The sequence below is a fragment of the Actinomadura hibisca NBRC 15177 genome (assembly GCF_001552635.1).
In the GTDB taxonomy this organism is placed as follows: Bacteria; Actinomycetota; Actinomycetes; order Streptosporangiales; family Streptosporangiaceae; genus Spirillospora; species Spirillospora hibisca.
The window spans coordinates 1-20,053 of sequence record NZ_BCRO01000012.1 but is presented as its reverse complement, the minus strand read 5'-3'; the positions used below and the strand labels follow the sequence as shown (position 1 = coordinate 20,053).

The window sequence follows — 20,053 nt, the reverse complement described above, 5'->3', positions numbered from 1 at the left end:
GACGGCGGTCCAGACAGTCCCTGCCCTCGGGATCGAGGGGGAGCCGCCTCGGCGTCCGGTGCGCGGTCCTAAGGGGCCTGGCGTGTGGCTTCGTTCGCTGATCGGGGTGGACGAGTCGGTGTTGAGCATGGCCCCGCTGGATCGCGGACGTTACACCGCGATGGCCCTGATCGTGATCAACGCGGGCGCCCTCGCCGCCGTGTCCATGTTCGTCATGATGCAGAAGTTCGCGGACGCCCCGCTCCCGGTGGACCTGCTGGCCGCCGGGTTCTGGGGCTGGATCATCTTCTCGGTGGACCGGTGGCTGATCGCCAGCGCGCACGGAACGCAGAGCAGCCGCGGAGTGTTCCTCACCCGGGTCCTGCTGGCCGTCGTGCTGGGGTTCGTGGTGGCCGAGCCGCTACTGATCAAGATGTTCGAGCCCGCGATCCACCGGCAGGTGGCCGAGGACCGGCGGATGGAACGGGCGACCAAGCTCAGCGCGCTGACCGCCTGCAATCCCGTTCCCTACCGGGAGCTCCCCGCCAAGGACGTCAAGTCGTGCCAGGAACGGAAGCTGCTCATCACCGTCAGCACCGATCCGGCGGCCGCGACGACCACGGTGACGTCGCTCGGCGCGCAGGTGTCGACCTTGTCGACGGCCATCGACAAGGACATGGCCGCGCTGCAAAGGCTGGAGCGGCTGGGGCACGCCGAATGCGGCGGCGAGCGCGTCGGTGACGAGACCACGGGCGTCGTCGGCGAGGGACCGAACTGCCGCCAGATCCGGAGCGAGCGGGCGGCGCTCCTGCGCACCTCCAAGCTCCCGGAGCGGCGGGCCCAGCTCGCCGAGCTCCAGACCAAGAGCAAGAACGCCGTCGAGGCCCAGGGCACGGTCAATGCCGGCTACTCGACCGAGATCGCCCGAGAGATCGACAAACAGCTGCCCCGACCCGAGGGCAAGATCGGCATCCTGGAGGAGGACGACGCGCTGCTGGCCCTCCAGGGCGAGAGCCTGATGGTCTTCCTCTTCGTCTGGCTGCTCCGCATCGCGCTGATCACTCTGGACTGCATGCCGATCCTGACCAAACGCCTCTCGGGACTCAGCACCTACGACCGCCAGGTGGCCGACCACGCCGCCGCCGACATGGAGACGCACGAGGTCTTTCTCAAGCACGCCAAGACGCAGAACGTCCAGGCTCGGCTCGACGCCCTTCGCCTGCTGGACGAGCATGAGCGCGACCGCCGTCTGCGCCGGGAACACCACGAGGCCGAGGATCGCAACAACCAGGAGGAGCAGCGCAAACAGCAGATCCGAGAGCTCGCCGCCCGGCTCAAGGGCAATCCTGGCCCAGCACCCGAATGAAGCGCGGGTGATCTGCTCAGACGTCCGGCGCCGCCGCCGGAGCCCTCGGGTTCCTCGGTTCCGTGTCGGCTGGCCCGACAGTGTGAAGGGGCGCGCTGGGGTCGTGTGATCGAGTGACGGAGTGCGCGGCTTGCTCGGAGATTTCAGTGTGTTTGGCGTCATGTTGGTTGATGGGCATGTCGGCGCTTTGGGTGTGGAATGACCTTTGTTGGAGTGCTCCGGCGGGGGTTGTTTCGTTTTTCGTGTTCGTGGTTTTGGTCGTTTTTGTGAATGGTCAAGAAGTCCGCTGGGCTCTTGGTTTTCGCTTCACCGGCTGCTTATAGTTGCCGCGGGTCGGTACCCGATTTCCGCTTCCACTTCGTGTGGCGGTCAATGGAAAGGCGGCAACGATGCAACAGGCGGCCATCGAGCGCGTGCGGCTCATCTTCTCCCTCTTCGACGCGGACGGCAGCGGGAACCTCGAACCCGCGGACTTCGACCTCATGGCGGCCCGCGTGGTCGCCGCCGCGTCCGACTCCGGGGAGGCGGCCAGGGCGGCGATGCAGGCCGCCTTCCGCAACTACTGGATGACGCTCGCCGCCGAGCTCGACGCCAACCGCGACGGGCAGATCACCTTCGAGGAGTTCCGCGCCTGCGTGCTGTCCCCCGAGCGCTTCGACGCCGCCATCGCCGAGTTCGCCGAGGCCCTCGCCGCGCTGGGCGATCCGGATGGGGACGGGCTGGTCGAGCGGGAGCGGTTCACCGATCTCATGACGGCCATCGGCTTCGAGCCGGCCAACATCGACGCGCTGTTCGACGCGTTCGGGCCGGTGTCCGGCGACCGGATCAAGCGTTCGGTCTGGATCTCCGGGATCAAGGACTACTACAGCCCCGACAAGGCCGGCATCGCCGGTGACCGGCTGGTCGCCGCGGGCTGAGCCGCACCCGTCCCGTCGGCCCCGCGACCGCGGGGCCGACCCCCGACGAAGGAGCGCAGGTGGGAGCGGTCATCGGACTCGCCGTCGGCCGGGGGACGGGCCCCGAGCTCGCGGCCGTCTTCGAACGTGTGCTGGGTCGTGTCGCCGACGTTTTCTCGGCCGATGTCGGTATCGTCCGGTCGGAAAGGGTCTACCACTCGTACTCGTCGCTGGGCGGTGCGGGAATCGAGCGCATCCGGGAGGTCACCCGGAATGACGCGGACCACTACACCGATTTCTGCCGGACGCAGGCGGCGCTGGGTACGACGGCTGTTTTTCGTACGGCCATCAACGCCCAGTCGCTTTATCTCGTGCGCCAGCGTTTGCAGGGGGTGAAGGTCGACCTCGTGGCGGATCGGGATGTTTCCCTGCTGCTGGTGCGGGATGCGGCACAGGGGTTCTACACCGGGGAAAATGTCCATATACCCGGCGCGCTCGTCCGCACCATGACCTTCAGCCGGGAGATCACCGAGAAGGTCGTCGCCTTCGCGGTCGAGCGCGCGCGGCGGCAGTGGCCCGACGGCGGGGTCGACGAGATCGTCATGGCCTACAAGTTCCACCTGCTCGACGGTGCGCTGGACGAGTGGGTCGCCGCCGCCGCCGAGCGGCACGGCGTCCGCGTCCGCCTGTGCCAGCCCGACACGGTGAACCGCGATCTCATCGAGAAGGGGCCGCCTCCCCGTTCTGTGATCATCGCGGGCAACGAGTGGGCCGACATCATGCACGTGGTGCTGCTCGACCGGTTCGGTTCCGAGCGCCAGGAGAACCGCTGCACCGAGAACATCTATCTACACCCGGACGCCGCCGGGCTCGCCGAGTACCAGACGGTGCACGGCTCGGCCGACGACCTGGAGGGCAGGGACGCCGTCAACCCGACCGCCACCGTGCGCGCGGCGGCGATGGTCGCCGAGCGGCACGCGGGGTGTGCCGGGGCCGTGCGGATGGTGGAGCGGGGCTTGGAGGCGCTCGGGCGGCAGGGTGTTCGCACGGCCGACCTCGGCGGGCGGCACTCCACCACCGCCGTGGTGGACGCCCTGATCGACGCGCTGGAACCGGAGGATCAGCCGGTCCTGGCGGCGGAGACCTGAGCCGTGGAGACGATGGCGCTCGTCGTGGTGGATCTCCAGAACGACTTCTGCGCCGGGCCTCCGGAGCGGCTGCGGCAGGTCGCGGTCAACTCCGCGCGGGCCGTCGCGCTGGCGCGGGAACGTGGGGTCGAGGTCGTTTTCGTCCGCTTTGTTGGTGACGCTGAGCACCAGGGAGCGAGCTGGCGGCGCAGGGATCGTGTGCTGGGCAAGCGGCCCAAGTGCCTGGAGGGTTCGTGGGGTGCTGAGTTCCGCCAGGTCGCTCCGCAGGTGGGAGAAGCCGTCTTCACCAAGCAGGCGTGTTTTGACGCCTTTCTCGGTTCTGGCTTCGAGCGGCATCTTGTCCGGGGCGGTGTCGGGCGGCTGGTGTTCGCGGGGCTCTACGCCGACGTGTGTGTTGACTCCACGGCCCGCACCGCGTTCCAGAAGGGCTTCCACATCACGGTGCTGACCGATTGCACCACCGCCCTGCACCTTGAAGACGCTGATGTTCTGCGCTTCATGACCGCCGTCTACGGAGCCCACACCGCGACTCATGACCACCCCGACCGCTGGGCCCCGCCCGCCGCGCAGGAGGACACGTGCAGCGCACCGGAATCGAGGACGGCGTCGGCCTGACCGCCCTCATGGTCGCCGCCGCGCGGGCCATCGAGACCCGCCGGCCCGACGTCCTGGCCGCCGACCCCTACGCCGAGCACTTCGTCCGCGCCGCGGCGGCGTCGGCGGGCTGGCCGGTCCGCCCGGAGGACGTGCCGGGCGGCGACGGCGATCCGCTGTGGGGCAGGCTGGGGCGCTACTTCGGCCTGCGCACCCGGGTTCTCGACGACTTCCTCATGCGCTCCGCGTGCGAGGGTGTCCAGCAGGTCGTGCTTCTCGGTGCGGGCCTGGACACGCGGGCCTTCCGCCTTGATTGGCCGCCTGGGCAGAGCGTTTATGAGATCGATCGGGCGGGTGTCCTTGCGTTCAAGCAGGGTGTGCTCGACGGCGTCGGCGCCGCTCCCCGGGCCGTCCGGCGTCCTATCGCGGCCGACCTGCGTCATGACTGGACGCGGATGTTGCTTGGCGCTGGCTTCGATCCCGCTGTGCCGACCGCCTGGCTGGCTGAGGGGTTGCTGCTCTATCTGCCCCGTGACGCCGAGCAGCAGGTGATCGACACCGTGGACCGGCTGAGTGCCCCCGGTAGCACGATGGCCTTCGAGGTCAAGCTCATGGCGGAGTCCCCGCAGGTCCGCGCCAACCCCGTCTACACGGCGGCCCGGCAGCGGATCGGCGTGGACCTGCTCGCCCTCTTCGACGGCGAGCCGCGGCCCGACTCCGCCGGTGACCTCGCGGCGCGCGGCTGGTCCACCACCGTCACCAGCCCGTTCGACTTCGCCCGCCACCATGGGCGCGGCCCGCTGCCCGAACCCGACGACGCCCTCGCGGTCAACCGCTGGGTGTTCGCCGACCGACCCGGCGCGCGGAGTGGTCCCCGCGCGCCGGGCCAGGCGTTCAGGAACGCGGTGTCAGGGTCATGTTGATGTCCTCGGCCGCCCACAGCACGAAACGTTCGACGGGCGTCACCGACTGGCCGGACGCCAGCTCGAAGTGGAAGCGCTTCAGCAGCACGGCCAGCACCAGCTGCGCCTCGACCGTCGCCAGGGCCGCGCCCTCGCAGCTGCGCGGGCCGATCCCGAAGGGGATGTAGGCGAGCCGGGGGCGCTGGGCCGACGCCTCCGGGGTGAACCGGTCGGGGTCGAACACCTGCGGGTCGGGCCAGTACTCGGGGTTCATGTGCACGGCCCAGAACGGGTAGAAGATCGCCGTGCCCGCGGGGACGGTGTACTCGCCGAGCGTCAGGTCCTCGGTGGCCTCGCGCGCGCCGTAGGGGCCCGGCGGGTACAGCCGCATGGTCTCCCGGAGCGCCCGGTCCAGGTGGGTCAGCCGCTTGAGGTCGGCGTACTCGGGGACGGCGCGGTCGCCCAGCACCTCGTCCAACTCGTCGACGACGCGCTTGGCCGCGTCGGGGTGCCGGGCCAGCAGGTACAACGTCCAGGAGATGGCGACGCCGGTGGTGTGGTGGGCGGCCAGCATCGTCATCAGGACGGTGTCGCGGATGCGGGCCGGGGACTCGCCCGCCGCGGCCAGGGCCGCGATCAGGTCGCTGCGGTCGGCCTCCTCGTCGGCGCCGCGTTCGCGGTGGGCGGCGAGCACCTGGTCGACGGTCCCGCGCAGGTAGGCCAGGGCCCGTTCGGCGCCCGGCATGTCCGCCCGGTCCGTCAGGTACTCGGTGAGCACCTTTTCGAAGGCGGAAACGACCTGGCCCGCCGATTCCGGCGTTTCCAGACTGCTGCCGAGCGCATATTCGCAGATCATGCGCAGCGACAGTTCGCTCAGGTCCTTTTGCAGGGCGACCGTTCCTTCGGCGGCGCGTTCCGCCCATCGGTCGGCCAGTTCATTGGTCAACGCCGTGAACTGCGCGAAGTGCTTCTCGTGCGAGGGCCGTCCGGCCAGCACCGACAACATGACGCGACACCATGGGCCGTGTTCGTCGGCGGGGATCGTCTGCAGATTGCCCGATTCCTGGAGCGGGGCCAGGAACTCGAAGAGCTTTTCGGGCCGCTTGTTGATTCGCGCGGTCGCCTCCAGCAGCACCGGATCGGCCACCGACACCGCCGTGCCCGCGCCGGGCAGCGGGAGCCGGACGACCGGCCCGTATTCTGCGTGAAGATTCAACTGGTAGTTGTGCAGTCCTCCGGCGGCCGCGACGGCTTCGGCACCGTCGTCCTCTGCGGGCGGCCCGGGGATCTGCGGTGGAGTGGCTCCGTCGCCTCGCATTGCGCTCTCCCACGTCAGTTTCTTCGATGCGGTTGTTGCGGGGATGTGCGCAATGCTTCCATGTTCTGGATACTGCACGATATGGCTAGCGTGGAAAACGCCGCAATACAGGCCCGGGAGAAGACACTGAACGCCGTCGACCCGCAGACGCCGAACGTCCCGCGGATGTATGACTACCTGCTCGGAGGCAAGGACAACTACGCGGTCGACCGGGAGGCCGTGGCGGAGGTCGTCCGGCACGCGCCCGACACCCCGTTCATGGCGCGCGAGAACCGCGCCTTCCTGCGGCGCGCGGTGCGGTTCCTGGCCGAGCGGGGCATCCGGCAGTTCATCGACCTCGGCTCGGGCCTGCCCACCCAGGGCAACGTGCACGAGGTCGCGCACCAGGTCGCGCCGGACGCCCGCGTCGTCTACTCCGACGTGGAGCCGATCGTGCTGACCCACGGGCGGGCGCTGCTGGCCAACACGCCCGAGGTGACCGTCATCCAGGGCGACGTGCGGCGCATCGACGACATCCTGGGCGACCCCGAGCTGAACAGGCTCATCGACTTCGAGCAGCCGGTCGCGGTGCTGATGCTGGCGGTGCTGCACTTCATCGACGACGCCGACGACCCGCAGGGCGTCGTGGCGCGGCTGCGCGACGCCATGGCGCCCGGCAGCTACCTGGCGGTGTCGCACGTGACCGGCGACTTCGACGCCGACAGCAGCATCCAGGAGGCGGCCGCCGCCTACGACAAGGCGACGTACCAGATCACGCTGCGCGGCCGCGCCGACGTCATGAAGCTGTTCGAGGACATGGAGCTGGTGGACCCCGGCCTCACCACCCTGTCGATGTGGCGTCCCGACCCGGGCGCGATCGTCCCGCCCCGCGCGGAGCGCCAGTGGTGCTACGCGGGGGTGGGCCGCAAGGGCCCGGCGGGGCGCTAGCGGGCCACGGCCCGCCGGTAGTCCTCGTCGGCGTCGAGGAGCCGCCGGTGCGTGCCCTCCGCGGTGATGGCGCCGCCGTCCAGGACGAGGACGCGGTCGGCGGCGTCCAGCAGGGCCGGGCTGCTGGTGATCACGATGGTGGCGCGGCCCCGGCGCAGCCCGGCGATGTTGCGCGCGATGAGCTGCTCGGTGACCGCGTCGACGGCGGTCGTCGGGTCGTGCAGGACGAGGACGCCGGGGTCGGCGGCGAGGGCGCGGGCCAGCGACAACCGCTGCCGCTGCCCGCCGGACAGGTTCGCCCCGCGGTCGCGGACGGCGTGGTCGAGCCCCGCGCGGTGCAGGGCGACGACGTCGGTGAGCAGGGACGCCTCGACGGCCTCGGCCACTCTCGGGGCGGTGCCCGACGGGTCGATGTTCGTGCGGAGGGTGCCCGCGAAGATCTCCCCGTCGTACGGGTTCACCAGCAGGTGCTCGCGGACCGCCGCGACGGAGAGGTCCGCCGTGTCCTGCCCGCCGATCCGCACCGCGCCCTCGCAGGCGTCGGGCGGGACGTCGCCGGACAGGAGCGAGACGAGGTCGGCCGCCGCGCGCGGCTGGTAGGCCGCGATCGCCACGAACTCCCCGGCCGACACCGTGAACTTCAGCTTCCGCAAGGACCCGTGGTGCACGCAGTCGATCTCCAGGTCGCCGCCCGTGACCGGGCGCTCCGGCCCCGGCGCGCGCACCGGCGGCGCGGCCAGCACCAGCGCCATCCGCTCGGCCGACGCGCGCGCGGTCATCACGTACTTCGGCATCTCGGAGAACAGCTTGAGCGGCTCCATGATGAACTGCGCCAGCCCCACGGCCATGACGAGCTCCCCGACGGAGATCCTGCCCTGGAACGCGAGGTGGCCCGCCGTCAGCGTCACGGCGGCGGCGAGGACCGCGTTGAGGGCGAGCGCGGTGCCCTCGTACGCGCCGTTCACCTTGGCGACGGCGATCGCCTGCCGCTCCGCCTCCCCGCTGACCTTCCGGTAGGACCGGAACGCCGCGTGGTTGCCGCCGAAGCCGCGCAGCGGGCGCAGGCCGATGATCAGGTCGGCGACCTTCGCGCCCGCCCGCGCCACCCGGGCCTGCTGCTCCTGGGTGCGCACGCCGATCCGCCGGGACAACACGCTCAGCGCCGACAGGATCGCGACGGTCCCCACGATCACCAGCACGCCGAGCCGGAGGTCGGCCAGGCCCAGCGTGACCGCCGCGACCAGCACCGCCACCAGCGAGCTGACCAGCAGCGGCACCACCTCGATGATGTCGGCGGTCTGGTCGGCGTCCTCGGTGGCGATGGTCAGCACCTCGCCGGAGCGGAGATCGACCCTCCGCGCCACCGGCTGGAGCCCGCAGGCCGCGACCCGCACCCGCCAGCGGTGCGCCTCGGTCGTGTTGGCCTTCTGCAGGACGCGCATCCCGAACCGCCACGACAACGACACGGTCGTGATGATCACGGCGAGCGCGGCGACGGCCAGGCCGAGCGAGGCCGGACTCCGGTCCCGCATCGTGTGCTCGACGATCAGGCCGAGCGCGATGGGGAAGGCGGTCTCGCCCGCCTGGTACAGGCCCATGAGGAGGGTGCCCCAGGCCATGGGCCCGGCGTTGCGGCGCAGCGCCGTCCGGAGGATCGCGGCCCCGGTGCGGTGCTGCGCGTCAGAGGTCGTCATCGGGCTAGCCGGCCTCCCGCCACGCCTGCCAAAGCCGCGCGTACCGGCCGTCGAGAGCCACCAGTTCCTCGTGGGTCCCCTGCTCCACCACGCGGCCCGCGTCCAGCACGGCGATGCGGTCGGCCGCCATCGCCTGGGTCAGCCGGTGCGCCACGAACAACGTGGTGCGCCCCCGGCACGCGGCCAGCACGGCCCGTTCCAGTTCGGCGGCGCCCTGGCTGCCCGCCTCGGCGGTCGACTCGTCCAGCACCACCACCGGCGCCCGGCTCAGCACCAGCCGGGCCAGGGCGATCTGGGTGACCTTGGCGGCGTCCAGGCGCTCGCCGCCCTCGCCGACCGGGGTGTCCAGGCCGTCGGGCAGCGCGTCCGTCCAGCCGTCGGCGCCGACCGTGCGCAGGGCGTCCGCCAGCTCGGCGTCGGTCGCCTCCGGCGCGGCGAGCCGCAGGTCGGCGGCGAGGGGGCCGGAGAAGACGTGCGTCTCCTGCGTCAGGATGCTCACCAGGGCCCGCGTCCCGGCCCCGTCCAGGTCGGCGAGGTCGGTCGGGCCGACGCGCACCGTTCCGGCCTGCGGGGTCCCGATGCCCGCGACCAGCGCGGCCAGGGTCGTCTTGCCCGCGCCCGTGGCCCCCACCAGCGCGAGCGAGCCCCCGGCCGGGATCGCCAGGTCGATGTCGCGCAGGACCGGCTCCTCGGAGTCGGGGTAGCCGAACGTCAGCCCCTCGACGGTCACCGGCCGCGCGGCGGGGTCCGCCGGGGCGACGGCCGGGTCGCCCACGAGCCGGTCCTCGGCGGCCTCCCCCAGCACCCCGACCAGCCGGGTCAGGCTCGCGCCCGACTTCTGCGCCTCGTCGAAGGTGAACAGGATGGAGCCGAGCGGGTTGAACAGCCGGTGGAACAGCAGCGGGGCCGCCGCGACCTCGCCCAGCCCGGCGGCGTCGGCCTCCAGCAGGGCGTACCCCACCACGATGATGAGGACCAGCCCGACGAACTCGGCGCGGTTCTCCCGGCCGACGAACCGGCCGAAGAACCGGAACACCTCGACGCCGAGGTCGCGCACCCGCCGGGACTCGGCGGTGACCTGCTCCTGGAAGGCGGCTTCGAGCCGGTACGCCCGGACCGTGGCGATCCCGTTCAGGCCGCTGATCAGCGCCTGCGCCCGGTCGGCCTGCGCGGCCCGCTGCCGCCGGTAGAGCGGCGCGGACCGGGGCAGGTACCAGCGCAGGGCCAGCGCGTACGCGGGCAGCGCGCCCGCGCCCGCCAGGCCGAGCCGCCAGTCCAGGCCGAACATCCCGGCGGTGGCGATGACGACCAGCACGCCCGCCGAGAAGACGGTGGGGACGGCCGTCCGGACGCCCTTGGAGAGCACGGCCACGTCGTCGCCGACCCGGGAGAGCACGTCCCCCCGGCCGACCTGCTCGATCCGCGCGCTCGGCATCGCCAGCACCGCCCGGACCGCGCCCTCCCGCAGCCGTGCGAGCAGGCCCGCGCCCAGCCGCCCGATCAGGTAGGCCGACGCCGCGGTGGCCGCCGCGCCGAGCAGCGCGGCGGCCGCCATCAGGGCCCCGACCGTGACCAGGACCGACTGCGACTCGCCCCGGACCACCGCGTCGACCACCCGGCCGAGCAGGAGCACCGGCAGCACCTGGAGCGCCGCCCCCGCCACCGTGGTGAGCACGGTGGCGGCCGACAACCAGGGCACGCCGCGGCAGTGCGCGACGACCCATCGGACGGCCTCGCGTCCGGTCGCCGTGCGCAGCGTCGCCGTGCGTGGAGCCGCCGTGCGCGGGCTCTCGCGCGGGTTCTCCGTGCGCTGGCTCTCCGTGCGCGGGGCCGCCGGGGTGGCGTGCGGGTCGGGGGCGCTCACACCTAGCCGACCGACTTGACCATCTCGTCGATCGCGTACGGCAGCGACAGCAGCGTGCCCTGGGACATGGCCGCGCCGACCGCCGGGCCCTCGCTGTCCAGCAGGTAGGACACCTTCCCCTTCTTGACGGCGGAGAGGTTGTTGAACAGCCCGAACTTCTTCAGCGAGTCCTGGTCGGCCTTGTCGTTGATGACGACGATGCGGTCGACGTCGATGAGGTCGATGCGCTCGGGGGACAGCGTGGTGAAGAACTTGCCGCCCGCGATCTTGTCGATCCCGGTGGCGCCCTTGAAGCCCATGCCCGTCAGCAGCCGGCCGCGCACGTCGGTGGTGGTGAACGGCGAGATCGTGCCCTTGTACCAGGACAGCGCGACGGCGGTCTGGCTCGCGAACTCCGGGTGCGCCTTGCGGGCGGCGTCGAGCTTGTCCTGGATGCCCTTGACCATCGCGGCGCCCTCGGTCTCCTTGCCGAGCGCCTTGGCGATCTGCACCGCGTTGTCCTGCCAGGGCGCGCTGAACGGCTCCTTCTCGGCCTTGGTCCGGCCCACCGTCGGAGCGATCTTTGAGAGCTTGTCGTAGGCGGCCTGGTCGATGTCGGAGTAGACCGCGATGATCAGGTCCGGCCGCAGCGCGGCGATCTTCTCGTAGTTGGGCGCCGAGTCGCCGTTGTTCATGACGACCTCGGGACGGGCGCTGCCCCACCTGTCCTTCACCCAGGGCCACTGGGTGTTGATGTCGGGGCTCTTGCCCGGCGGGTTCGGGTACTGGTCGACCATGCCGACCGGCGTGGTGCCGAGCGCCAGGATGGCCTGGTCGTCGGTGTAGCCGACCGAGACGACCTTCTTGGGGGCCGCGTCGATCTTGGTGGAGCCGAAGGCGTGCTCGACGGTGACCGGGAACGCGCCGGCGGCCGCCGCCGGAGCGCCGCCGGACGGCTCGTCGGTCGAGCCGGAGCCGCAGCCCGCCAGCAGGCCGGCGCTCAGGGTCGCCGCGGACAGGACGGCCGCCAGCCGCCGCAGGGACTTCGTCGTGGTCGTTCGGTGGAGGAGCAATCGAGATCCCTTGTTCGCGCGCCGTGCGCCGCGCCCGGCCGGGGCCGGCGGTCCGTTGAAAATAAGGGCAGCCTAACCTAATTAGGATCTTCGCCGCTTACCGGGTCACTCCTGGTGGGACCGGACATGGGCGCGGCCGATCGGCACGATCAGCGGCCGGTCGCCCACCGGGTCGTCGATCACCTCGGCGCGCAGCCCGAACGCCTCGCGCAGCAGCCCGGCGGTGATCACCTCGCGCGGGTGGCCCTGCGCCAGGATCGCCCCCGCCCGCATCACCACGAGGTTGTCGCTGTAGCGCGCGGCCAGGTTGAGGTCGTGCAGCACCATGACGACGGTGCGCCCCGCCTCGTGCAGGTCGTCCACCAGGTCGAGCACGTCGATCGCGTGCGCGAGGTCCAGGTAGGTGGTCGGCTCGTCCAGCAGCAGCAGGTCGGTGCCCTGGGCCAGGGTCATCGAGATCCAGACGCGCTGGCGCTGGCCGCCCGACAGCGCGTCCACCGGGCGGTCGGCGAGGTCGGCCACGCCGGTCATGGCGAGCGCGCGCTCCACGACGGCGGCGTCGTCGGACGACCACTGCCGCAACCAGCTCTGGTGCGGATGGCGGCCGCGCGCGACCAGGTCGGCCACCGTCAGGCCCTCCGGCGCGACCGGGGCCTGCGGCAGCAGGCCGAGCCGCTTGGCCACGTCCCTGGTCTTCAGCGCGGCGATGTCCGCGCCGTCCAGCACGACCGTGCCCCGCGCCGGTTTGAGCAGCCGGGCCAGGGTCCGCAGCAGCGTCGACTTCCCGCAGCCGTTGGGGCCGATGATCGTGGTGATGACGCCGGGCGGGATCGCCACGTCGAGCCCGTCGATGACCGTCCGGCCGCCGTACCCGACCGCGACCCCCCGGGCCGCCAGCCGTACGGCGTCGCCGGTCCCGGTGCCGTGCTGAGCGGTCACCCGTCCTCCCTCTCCTCGCCCGCCGTCACTTCGCCTGCCTGAGGTTGGCCCGCACCAGCAGGTAGACCAGGAAGGGCCCGCCGATCGCGGCGGTGACCACGCCGACCGGGAGCGTGACCGGCAGCACCGTGCGCGCCACCACGTCCGCGCCGATCAGCAGCAGCGCGCCCACCAGCCCGGAGACCACCAGCGGCGGCGTCGGGCGCCGCGCCAGCCGCATCCCCACCTGCGGGGCCACCAGCGCGACGAACGGGACCGGGCCCGCCGCGCTCACCGCCGCGCCCGCCAGCAGCACCGCGCACAGCAGCATGACCGCCCGCACCACCGTGTACCGGACGCCGAGGCCCGCGGCGACCTCGTCGCCGAAGTGCAGCGGCCGGAACTGGAACGCGGCGGCCGCGGCGACGGCCAGCAGGACGGCCGCGCAGCACAGCGCCACCCGGACCTCGTTCCACGACCGGCCGTCCAGCGAGCCGACCAGCCACGTCTGGGCGCGGGCGACGTCCCTGATGTCGGCCGTGACCAGCAGCCAGCTCGTGACCGCCTCCATGGCCGCGCTCACCGAGACGCCGATGAGGACGAGCCGGAAGCCGTCGATCCCGCGCCGCCACGCCAGGAAGTAGACCAGCAGCCCCGTGCCGAGGCCGCCCGCGAGCGCCGCCGCCGACAGCCCGACCGTGCCGGCGACCGTCGCGGCGACGCCGCCCGACACCGTCACCAGGAACACCGCGACCGCGCCCGCGCCCGCCGTGATGCCGAGGACGTCCGGGCTGGCCAGCGGGTTGCGCGCGATGGACTGCGTGATCGCCCCGGCCACCCCCAGCGCGATCCCCACCACGAGCCCGGCCAGGGCGCGCGGCATGCGCAAATCCATGATCACGAACTGGTCGACCCGCTCGCCCCGGCCGGCGATCGTCGCGACCACCCGGGGCAGGCTGACGAACAGGTCGCCGACGGCGATCGACAGGCAGAACACCAGGAAGGTCGCCGCCGCCAGCAGCAGCGTGACGGCGACGAGCCAGGGCCGCCACACGAAGGACACGCGGCCGAGCCGCACGCCCGGCGCCATCGGGGGTTTCACGTCCGTGTCCGTCATGCGTTCCGGAACCTTCCGCGCCGCACCAGGATCGCGAAGAACGGCGCGCCGAGCACGGCGACGACGATGCCCGCGTCCAGCTCGCCCGGCCGCACGACCACGCGCCCCACGATGTCGCAGGCCAGCAGGACGACCGCGCCGAGCAGGCCCGCGTACGGCACCAGCCAGCGGTAGTCCGGCCCGGTCAGGTGGCGGGCGAGGTGGGCCACCATGAGGCCGAGGAAGGCGATGGGGCCGCACGCGGCCGTCGCCGCACCGGCCAGCAGGGTGATGGCGACGATGCCGAGGGTCCGGCTCAGCGCGATGTTCACGCCCAGGCCCCGCGCCACGTCGTCGCCCATGGTGAGCAGGTTGACGGCGGGCAGCGTGACCGCCGCCAGGACCAGCCCGGCGGCGACGAACGCGGCCACCGGCCAGATGACGTCGAAGCCGACACCGGCCACCGAGCCCGCGTTCCAGAACCGCCACGCGTTCAGCGCCGCCTGGTTCGACAGCGCGACCGCCGTGGTCATCGCCGCCAGGAACACCGTGATCCCCTGCCCGGCCAGCGCGAGCGTCAGCGGGTTGCCCGCCCCCCGCCCGATGCTCGCCAGCCCGAACACCACGACACCGGCGAGCGCCGCCCCCAGGAAGGCGAACCAGACGTACTGGAACGGGCTGGCGAGCCCGAACAGGGAGATCGCCGTCACCACGGCGACCGAGGCGCCGGAGTTCACCCCCAGCAGGCCCGTGTCGGCGATCGGGTTGCGCGTGCAGCCCTGCACCAGCACCCCGGCGACGCCGAGGGCGACGCCCGCCACGATCGCGAGCACCGTCCGGGGCACCCGCACGGTCTGCACGATGAGCCGGATCTCGGTGAGCCGCTGGTCGGAGCCCGGGGCCGCGAACAGGCCGCGCCAGACCTCGCCGGGGCCCAGCGCCCGCGCGCCGACCGCCAGCGACGCCGCCACCGCGACGGCGAGGACCACCGCGAGGACGGCCAGCCCCGCGACCCGCCGCCGCCGGACCGCCACGACGCCGGACGCGGGCCGCCGCTCGACGAGCGTGCTCATCCCCGTCCCGCGAGTCCGACTAGCGACACTTTTCCTCCGAAAACGGGCCGAATGAGGAGAGCCTAACCTAACCCGGCGCGCGGCTCCGCCCGGCCGCCCGTCACGGGTCGTCGGCGGCGTCGGCGCAGGCCAGCCACGCCCGTACGGCCAGGTGGTAGTCCAGGCGCCGGTCCGGGTCGTGGATGCCCTGCCCGAAGACCGCTTCGAGCTGGCGGACCCGGTAGCGGACGGTCTGCGCGTGCAGGTAGAGCCGTCCGGCCACCTCCGTCGCGTTGAAGCCGCTCTCGATGCAGGCCAGCAGCGTCTCGGCCAGCCGTCGGCGGGAGGCGGCGGGCAGTCCCAGCAGCGGCCGGAGCCGGTGGTCGATCAGCGCCGAGACCAGGTCGGGGTCGCGGTCCAGCAGGAGCAGCGGCAGGTGGTCGGTCACCACCAGCGTCGTCCTGGCCGCCGCCAGCGGCAGCGCCCGGCGTGCCAGGGCGAGGGAGCGGCCCGCCTCGGCCAGCGGCACGGTGGGGCCGATCGCCGCCGTCCATCCGCGCAACCCCGCCCGCAACACGCGGGACCGGCCCGAGCCCTGCGGGTCGGGGACCATCGCGCACGGCTCGGCCAGGTGCAGGCCGAGCAGCGTGTCGGGGTCCAGGGCGGGCCGGGCGGCGGTGGGGGACGCGCGCAGCGCCACCGCCGCCACCGTGCGCGGCAACGGCCAGCCGCAGTCGGCCGCCAGGCGGTCCAGGCCCGTCAGGTCCTGCGCGACCAGCTTCTCCAGGAGCCGGCGGCGGCGCGTCCCCGGGGCGTCGGCGTGGCCGTCGGCGGCGGCGTCGAGGAGCCGGTCGAGGTAGGCGAGCGCCGCCTCCATCAGGTGCGCGACGGCCGCCGGAGGGCCCTGCGCGGCGACCTCCTCGGTGAGGTGGCGCAGCGCCGTGCCCGTGCCGATCCGCAACGCGGCCCGCAGCGGTTCCAGGTCCCGGCCCTCGCGGGCCTCCCGCGCGCCGATGCGCCGGAAGTGCTCCATGAGCGCGCCGGACGGCGGGTCCCGGTCGTCCAGCAGGTCGACGAAGTGGCCGAGGGCGCGTTCGGCCGTCTCGGCCATCGACCACGGGTCGCAGGCGAAGGCGGGCAGGTCCCGCCTGATCTGGTGCACGACCTCGCGCGCGACGGCCGGGACACGCTCGTGCAGTTCGGTGGGGGTCAGGGTCATCGACGACACGGGCACCGCCTCACCTCCGCCTACGCGCCGGGGACCTGCTGGGCCTCGGCGTTGCGCCGCACGTCGCTCCAGGCGGCGTCCGTGCAGATCCCGCAGCCCGGCCCGAAGAACACCGCGCGCGCCCGCGCGTCGCCCATGAGGTGGAAGCGGAACCACGCGGTGGTGACGCCCCGGAAGCCGCCGCCGTCACCGGTGGCGGCGAAGTGGTTCGCGCCGCGCCGCTCGGCGTAGATGGCGGGCACCGCCTTGGTCGCGTCGTAGAAGACGCGCACCTTCTTGGGCGGGACGATGCCGTCCTTCTGCCCGGCGAGGTAGAGAACCGGGCCGTGGACGGTCGAGGCCGAGGCGAGCGGGCCCGGCTGCACGGGGACGAACGTGCTGATCCGGCGGTCCTCGCCGCTGTTGATGGCACCGGCCCCGCCCTGCGAGTGACCGGCCGCGCCGATGCGGGCCAGGTCCACCTTGCCGCGCAGGGGGCTGCCCGCCTGGCCGTTCAGGGTCGCGAGCCGGTCGATGCCAGCGCGCATCTCCTTGCCGCTGTTGGAGAACGCGGTCTTGGCGGCCGCCACGACGAAGCCGTGGCTCGCCCAGTGCCGCAGCAGCCGGTCGTAGGCCGCCGGGGAGGCGAACGTGCCGTTGCCCCACACGATCACCGGGTGCGTGCGCGTGCTGGTGGCGATGTCGCCCGGGTAGTAGAAGGTCGTGACCTGCTCGTTCTTGGTCGCGACGGGGTGCGGGCCGGGGTTGCTCCAGGTGTCGTCGCCGGGCGGGGCCGCCTTGGCGGGGGCGGTCGCCAGCAGCGACGCCCCGGCGACGGCCACGACGGAGAGGACGGAGGCGAGACGGCGCATGGCTGCTCCTCGGGTGATGCGGCCCAGGGGTGGGGAGGCCGTATGGACGCACAACTTTTCATGTGGCCGGTGTGTTGTCTGTGCGCATCTGCGGCAACGTTCGCGTGCAAATATTGGGCGATGTCCCGATTCGAAGACCGCATGGTGGCCCGGATCCCCGAACTGACCCGTGCGGCCGTCGAACGGTGCGCGGCCGAGATCCCCTTCTACGGCCTGCTGCCCCGGGAGCTGCTGGACGGCGACGTGCGCGCGGCGTTCGACCAGACCATCCGGCTGGTCACCACGACCCTGCGCGAGGACCGCGGCCCCAACGCCACCGAGCTGACCGAGATCATCGACTGGTCGGCGCGACGGGCCGCCGAGGGCCTGCCGCTGGACGCCGCCATCGCCGCCTACCCGGTTGGCTGGCAGGCGTGCTGGGAGCTGCTCGCCGAGGACGCCGACGCCGCCGACCTGCGCCGGTACGGCGCGCACGTCCTGCGCTACCTGGCGGCCGTCCTGCCCGCGCTGGCGCTCGCCCACCTGCACGAGCAGCAGCAGATCGAGGGGCAGCGCCGCGACACCCGGCGCGGCCTGATCGCCGCGCTGCTGGCGGGCGAGCCCGCCGCCGACCTGGCCGAGCAGGCGGGGGTCGCGCTCGCGGACGCCTACCTGGTGGTCGTGTTCCGGCTCGGGCCCGGCGGCGACGACGCGCGCCCCACCGTGCGCCGCGTCCAGGCCGCCCTGGACGCCCACCAGCAGGCCGACGTGCTGGCCGCGCTCGGCCCGGACGGGGGGACGATCCTGCTGCCCGGCTCCCCCGGCGACGGGTTGCCCGCTCTGATGGAGCGGGTCGCGGAGGCCACCTCCCGCACGGTCACCGCCGCCGTCGCCACCGCCGCCGACCACGCGGCCGTCCCCGGCGCGCTCGCCGAGGCCGAGCAGATCGCCGACCTGCTGGGCCGCCTGGACCGGCCGCCCGGCGTCTACCGCCTGGACGACGTCCTGCTGGAGTACCAGATGGCCCGGCCGGGCCCGGCCCTGCCCGCGCTGGCCGCCAAGCTGGACCCGCTGGACGGCAGGCCCGTGCTGCTGGACACCGTGCGCACCTTCGTGCGCCACGGCCACAACCGCGCCCGCGCCGCCGCCGAGCTGCGCATCCACCGCAACACCCTGGACTACCGCCTGGCCAAGGTCGCCAAGCTGGTCGGCCTGGACCTGGGCAGCCCCGACGGCCTCCGGATCCTGGACGCCGCCGTCACGGCCCGCGCGCTCGCCCGTCCGTGAGGGCCGCCGGGTCGCTCTTGAGTCGCTCTTGAGAGGGAGGACGGCGGGATGATCGTTGGCGGATACTGAGGGCCCGGTCCCCCGTCGCCGGAGTGGAGTCCGTGCCCTCTCCCCGTGCCCTCGTCCAGCGGTTGCCCCGCCTGCCGCCCGCGTCCGCCGACGCCGTCATCGCGCTCGCGTGCTGCCTGCACCTGGTGGTCCAGATGGCCATCGACGAGCGGCTCACCTGGTGGATCCCGATCCTGGCGGCCGGGAACTCGCTGCCGCTGCTGTGGCGGCGGCGGTACCCGTTCGAGGTCACGCTGGTCTGCGGGATCGGGACGACGGCGCTGGCGTTCGGCGACGCGCTCGGCGACCTCCCGGCGGCGCAGCTCGTCGCCACCTACACCTTCGCCGCGCTGTGCACGCCGGTCGAGCGGGCGATCGCCGTCGCGGGCACGGTCGTGGGGGTGTCCACCTCGGTCCTGATCCCCAAGGACGAGGTGCTGAACCTGGGGGTCGTCGGGCTCGCCTTCGCCGCCGCCTACACGTTGGGGACCGCCGCGCGGGCGCGGGCGGACCGGATCGCGATGCTGGAGGAGCGGGCCAAGCGGCTGGCCGAGGAGCAGGGGGCGGCGGCGACGCGGGAGCGGCAGCGCATCGCGCGGGAGATGCACGACATCCTCGCCCACGCCATGAGCATGGTCGCCATCCAGGCCGAGGCCGGGCCGCTGGTGGTGCGGAGCGATCCGGACAAGGCCGAGGAGGTGTTCGACGCGATCTCCGTCACCGCGCGGGAGGCGCTGGCGCAGTTGCGGCGGGCGCTGGGGGTGTTGCGGGAGGAGGACTCGGGGCGGCGGCCTCCGCCGGGGCTGGCGGGGGTGCCCGGGTTGGTGGACGGGGTGCGGAAGGCGGGGTTCGACGTCTCGCTGGAGGAGAGCGGGCGGCCCGTGGAGGTGCCGCAGGATCTCGCTTCGGCCGTCTACCGGATCGTTCAGGAGGGGCTCACCAACACCGTGAAGCACGCGCGGGCGCGCAACGCCGTCGTGCGGCTGGAGTGGGGCGAGGACGTTCTGCGCGTGGAGGTCGTCGACGACGGCGTGGGCGGCGCGGTCGAAGGCGGAGGTCACGGGCTTGTGGGGATGCGGGAGCGGGTCGCGGCCGTCGGCGGGGAGCTGGCGGCGGGGCCGGGAGCGGGCGGTTCGGGGTTCCGCGTGGTGGCCACTTTGCCCTTGAATTAGGGGTGTGACCGCCATCCGTGTGCTGATCGCCGACGACCAGGCGCTGGTGCGCGACGGGTTCGGGATGATCGTGTCCGCGCATCCGGACCTGGAGCTGGCAGGGGCCGTCGCCGACGGGGCCGAGGCGATCCGGGCCGTGCGCGAGCTGCGGCCCGACGTGGTGCTGATGGACGTGCGGATGCCCGGCACCGACGGCATCGAGGCCACCGGCGTCATCTGCCGGGAGAGCGACGCCCGGGTGCTGGTGCTCACCACCTTCGACCTGGACGAGTACGTCTACGACGCGCTGCACGCGGGGGCCAGCGGGTTCCTGCTGAAGGACATGCGGCGCGACGAGCTGGTGGAGGCGGTGCGGGTCGTGGCGGCCGGGGAGGCGCTGCTCGCGCCGACCGTCACCCGGCGGCTGATCGCCGACGTCGTCGGGCGGGGGCGGGGCGCGGCGCGTCCCGACGCGCGGCTGGCCTCGCTGACCGCGCGGGAGGGCGAGACGTTGCGGCTGGTCGCGCGGGGGTTGTCCAACGCCGAGATCGGGCGCGAGCTGTACGTCACCGAGCACACCGTCAAGACCCACGTCAGCAGCCTGCTCGGCAAGCTCGGGGTGCGCGACCGCGTGCAGGCGGTGGTGCTCGCCTACGAGTCGGGGCTCGTGACGCCGGGCGAACACCCTCCCTCCTAGACGAGT

At 73.0% G+C, this 20,053-nt stretch carries 18 protein-coding genes; 9 read left to right on the top strand and 9 right to left on the bottom strand.

The features are described from left to right. The first annotated feature begins 82 nt into the window (after nt 1-82). The 5 genes from AH6_RS06185 to AH6_RS06165 all read left to right on the top strand — a co-directional run bounded on the left by AH6_RS06185 (nt 83) and on the right by AH6_RS06165 (nt 4,906). Nucleotides 83-1,345, top strand: coding sequence for a DUF4407 domain-containing protein (locus AH6_RS06185; RefSeq protein WP_169807808.1), 1,263 nt, complete (start codon nt 83-85; stop codon nt 1,343-1,345). Nucleotides 1,346-1,734: 389 nt separating this feature from the next. Continuing rightward, entirely contained in the window at nt 1,735-2,262 is a 528-nt protein-coding gene (locus AH6_RS06180; RefSeq protein WP_067475039.1) for an EF-hand domain-containing protein, read from the top strand. Nucleotides 2,263-2,321: 59 nt separating this feature from the next. Then, nucleotides 2,322-3,389: an isocitrate/isopropylmalate family dehydrogenase gene (locus tag AH6_RS06175; RefSeq protein ID WP_067475036.1), complete on the top strand. Its 1,068-nt coding sequence runs from the start codon at nt 2,322-2,324 to the stop codon at nt 3,387-3,389. 12 nt (nt 3,390-3,401) lie between these two features. Continuing rightward, nucleotides 3,402-4,004 carry a cysteine hydrolase family protein gene (locus AH6_RS06170; protein ID WP_067475839.1) on the top strand — a complete coding sequence of 201 codons (603 nt, stop codon included), beginning with the start codon at nt 3,402-3,404 and terminating at the stop codon, nt 4,002-4,004. Continuing rightward, nucleotides 3,968-4,906: a class I SAM-dependent methyltransferase gene (locus tag AH6_RS06165; protein WP_218005731.1), complete on the top strand. Its 939-nt coding sequence runs from the start codon at nt 3,968-3,970 to the stop codon at nt 4,904-4,906. Before AH6_RS06170 ends, AH6_RS06165 begins: the two co-directional genes overlap by 37 nt. Here AH6_RS06165 and AH6_RS06160 read toward each other — a convergent pair. Continuing rightward, complete coding sequence (locus tag AH6_RS06160; protein ID WP_067475034.1) at nt 4,878-6,203, bottom strand: cytochrome P450; 1,326 nt, start codon at nt 6,201-6,203, stop codon at nt 4,878-4,880. The two genes, AH6_RS06165 and AH6_RS06160, sit on opposite strands and share 29 nt — an antisense overlap. 81 nt (nt 6,204-6,284) lie before the next feature. Between AH6_RS06160 and AH6_RS06155 the strand changes: the two genes are divergently transcribed. After that, a complete protein-coding gene (locus tag AH6_RS06155; RefSeq protein ID WP_083982282.1) occupies nt 6,285-7,130 on the top strand; it encodes an SAM-dependent methyltransferase in 846 nt (281 codons plus the stop codon). On the opposite strand, the gene AH6_RS06150 is transcribed toward AH6_RS06155, so the two are convergent. From AH6_RS06150 to AH6_RS06115, 8 genes are all read right to left on the bottom strand, one after another. Next, nucleotides 7,127-8,824 carry an ABC transporter ATP-binding protein gene (locus tag AH6_RS06150; protein WP_067475028.1) on the bottom strand — a complete coding sequence of 566 codons (1,698 nt, stop codon included), beginning with the start codon at nt 8,822-8,824 and terminating at the stop codon, nt 7,127-7,129. The genes AH6_RS06155 and AH6_RS06150 overlap by 4 nt on opposite strands. A gap of 4 nt (nt 8,825-8,828) precedes the next feature. After that, nucleotides 8,829-10,688 (bottom strand): ABC transporter ATP-binding protein, encoded by a 1,860-nt coding sequence (locus tag AH6_RS06145; protein WP_083982280.1) that lies wholly within the window; start codon nt 10,686-10,688, stop codon nt 8,829-8,831. 2 nt (nt 10,689-10,690) lie between these two features. Further along, nucleotides 10,691-11,740 carry an iron-siderophore ABC transporter substrate-binding protein gene (locus AH6_RS06140; RefSeq protein ID WP_067475025.1) on the bottom strand — a complete coding sequence of 350 codons (1,050 nt, stop codon included), beginning with the start codon at nt 11,738-11,740 and terminating at the stop codon, nt 10,691-10,693. Between the two features lie 105 nt (nt 11,741-11,845). Next, complete coding sequence (locus AH6_RS06135) at nt 11,846-12,679, bottom strand: ABC transporter ATP-binding protein (RefSeq protein WP_067475022.1); 834 nt, start codon at nt 12,677-12,679, stop codon at nt 11,846-11,848. Between the two features lie 25 nt (nt 12,680-12,704). After that, nucleotides 12,705-13,775 (bottom strand): FecCD family ABC transporter permease, encoded by a 1,071-nt coding sequence (locus AH6_RS06130; protein WP_067475018.1) that lies wholly within the window; start codon nt 13,773-13,775, stop codon nt 12,705-12,707. After that, nucleotides 13,772-14,827, bottom strand: a complete 1,056-nt coding sequence (locus AH6_RS06125) for a FecCD family ABC transporter permease (RefSeq protein ID WP_067475015.1) — start codon at nt 14,825-14,827, stop codon at nt 13,772-13,774. The genes AH6_RS06130 and AH6_RS06125 overlap by 4 nt, the downstream gene beginning before the upstream one ends. Nucleotides 14,828-14,927: 100 nt before the next feature. Then, nucleotides 14,928-16,025 (bottom strand): helix-turn-helix domain-containing protein, encoded by a 1,098-nt coding sequence (locus AH6_RS06120; protein WP_157431298.1) that lies wholly within the window; start codon nt 16,023-16,025, stop codon nt 14,928-14,930. Nucleotides 16,026-16,054: 29 nt separating this feature from the next. Then, nucleotides 16,055-16,885 carry an alpha/beta hydrolase family protein gene (locus AH6_RS06115; RefSeq protein WP_067475009.1) on the bottom strand — a complete coding sequence of 277 codons (831 nt, stop codon included), beginning with the start codon at nt 16,883-16,885 and terminating at the stop codon, nt 16,055-16,057. A 120-nt stretch (nt 16,886-17,005) separates the two neighbouring features. Between AH6_RS06115 and AH6_RS06110 the strand changes: the two genes are divergently transcribed. The 3 genes from AH6_RS06110 to AH6_RS06100 all read left to right on the top strand — a co-directional run bounded on the left by AH6_RS06110 (nt 17,006) and on the right by AH6_RS06100 (nt 20,047). Beyond that, complete coding sequence (locus tag AH6_RS06110) at nt 17,006-18,151, top strand: PucR family transcriptional regulator (RefSeq protein WP_067475006.1); 1,146 nt, start codon at nt 17,006-17,008, stop codon at nt 18,149-18,151. A 101-nt stretch (nt 18,152-18,252) separates the two neighbouring features. Beyond that, nucleotides 18,253-19,371, top strand: coding sequence for a sensor histidine kinase (locus AH6_RS06105; protein ID WP_157431297.1), 1,119 nt, complete (start codon nt 18,253-18,255; stop codon nt 19,369-19,371). Nucleotides 19,372-19,375: 4 nt separating this feature from the next. Further along, nucleotides 19,376-20,047, top strand: coding sequence for a response regulator (locus tag AH6_RS06100; protein ID WP_281180196.1), 672 nt, complete (start codon nt 19,376-19,378; stop codon nt 20,045-20,047). The last annotated feature ends 6 nt before the right edge of the window (nt 20,048-20,053 follow it).

Bases quoted from the DNA above. Each gene is read 5' to 3' on its own strand.
- AH6_RS06180 (WP_067475039.1), top strand. From the start codon at position 1,735: ATGCAACAGGCGGCCATCGAGCGCGTGCGGCTCATCTTCTCCCTCTTC.
- AH6_RS06110 (WP_067475006.1), top strand. From the start codon at position 17,006: ATGTCCCGATTCGAAGACCGCATGGTGGCCCGGATCCCCGAACTGACC.
- AH6_RS06160 (WP_067475034.1), bottom strand. From the start codon at position 6,203: ATGCGAGGCGACGGAGCCACTCCACCGCAGATCCCCGGGCCGCCCGCA.
- AH6_RS06155 (WP_083982282.1), top strand. From the start codon at position 6,285: ATGGCTAGCGTGGAAAACGCCGCAATACAGGCCCGGGAGAAGACACTG.
- AH6_RS06125 (WP_067475015.1), bottom strand. From the start codon at position 14,827: ATGAGCACGCTCGTCGAGCGGCGGCCCGCGTCCGGCGTCGTGGCGGTC.
- AH6_RS06120 (WP_157431298.1), bottom strand. From the start codon at position 16,025: ATGACCCTGACCCCCACCGAACTGCACGAGCGTGTCCCGGCCGTCGCG.
- AH6_RS06150 (WP_067475028.1), bottom strand. From the start codon at position 8,824: ATGACGACCTCTGACGCGCAGCACCGCACCGGGGCCGCGATCCTCCGG.
- AH6_RS06170 (WP_067475839.1), top strand. From the start codon at position 3,402: ATGGCGCTCGTCGTGGTGGATCTCCAGAACGACTTCTGCGCCGGGCCT.
- AH6_RS06115 (WP_067475009.1), bottom strand. From the start codon at position 16,885: ATGCGCCGTCTCGCCTCCGTCCTCTCCGTCGTGGCCGTCGCCGGGGCG.
- AH6_RS06130 (WP_067475018.1), bottom strand. From the start codon at position 13,775: ATGACGGACACGGACGTGAAACCCCCGATGGCGCCGGGCGTGCGGCTC.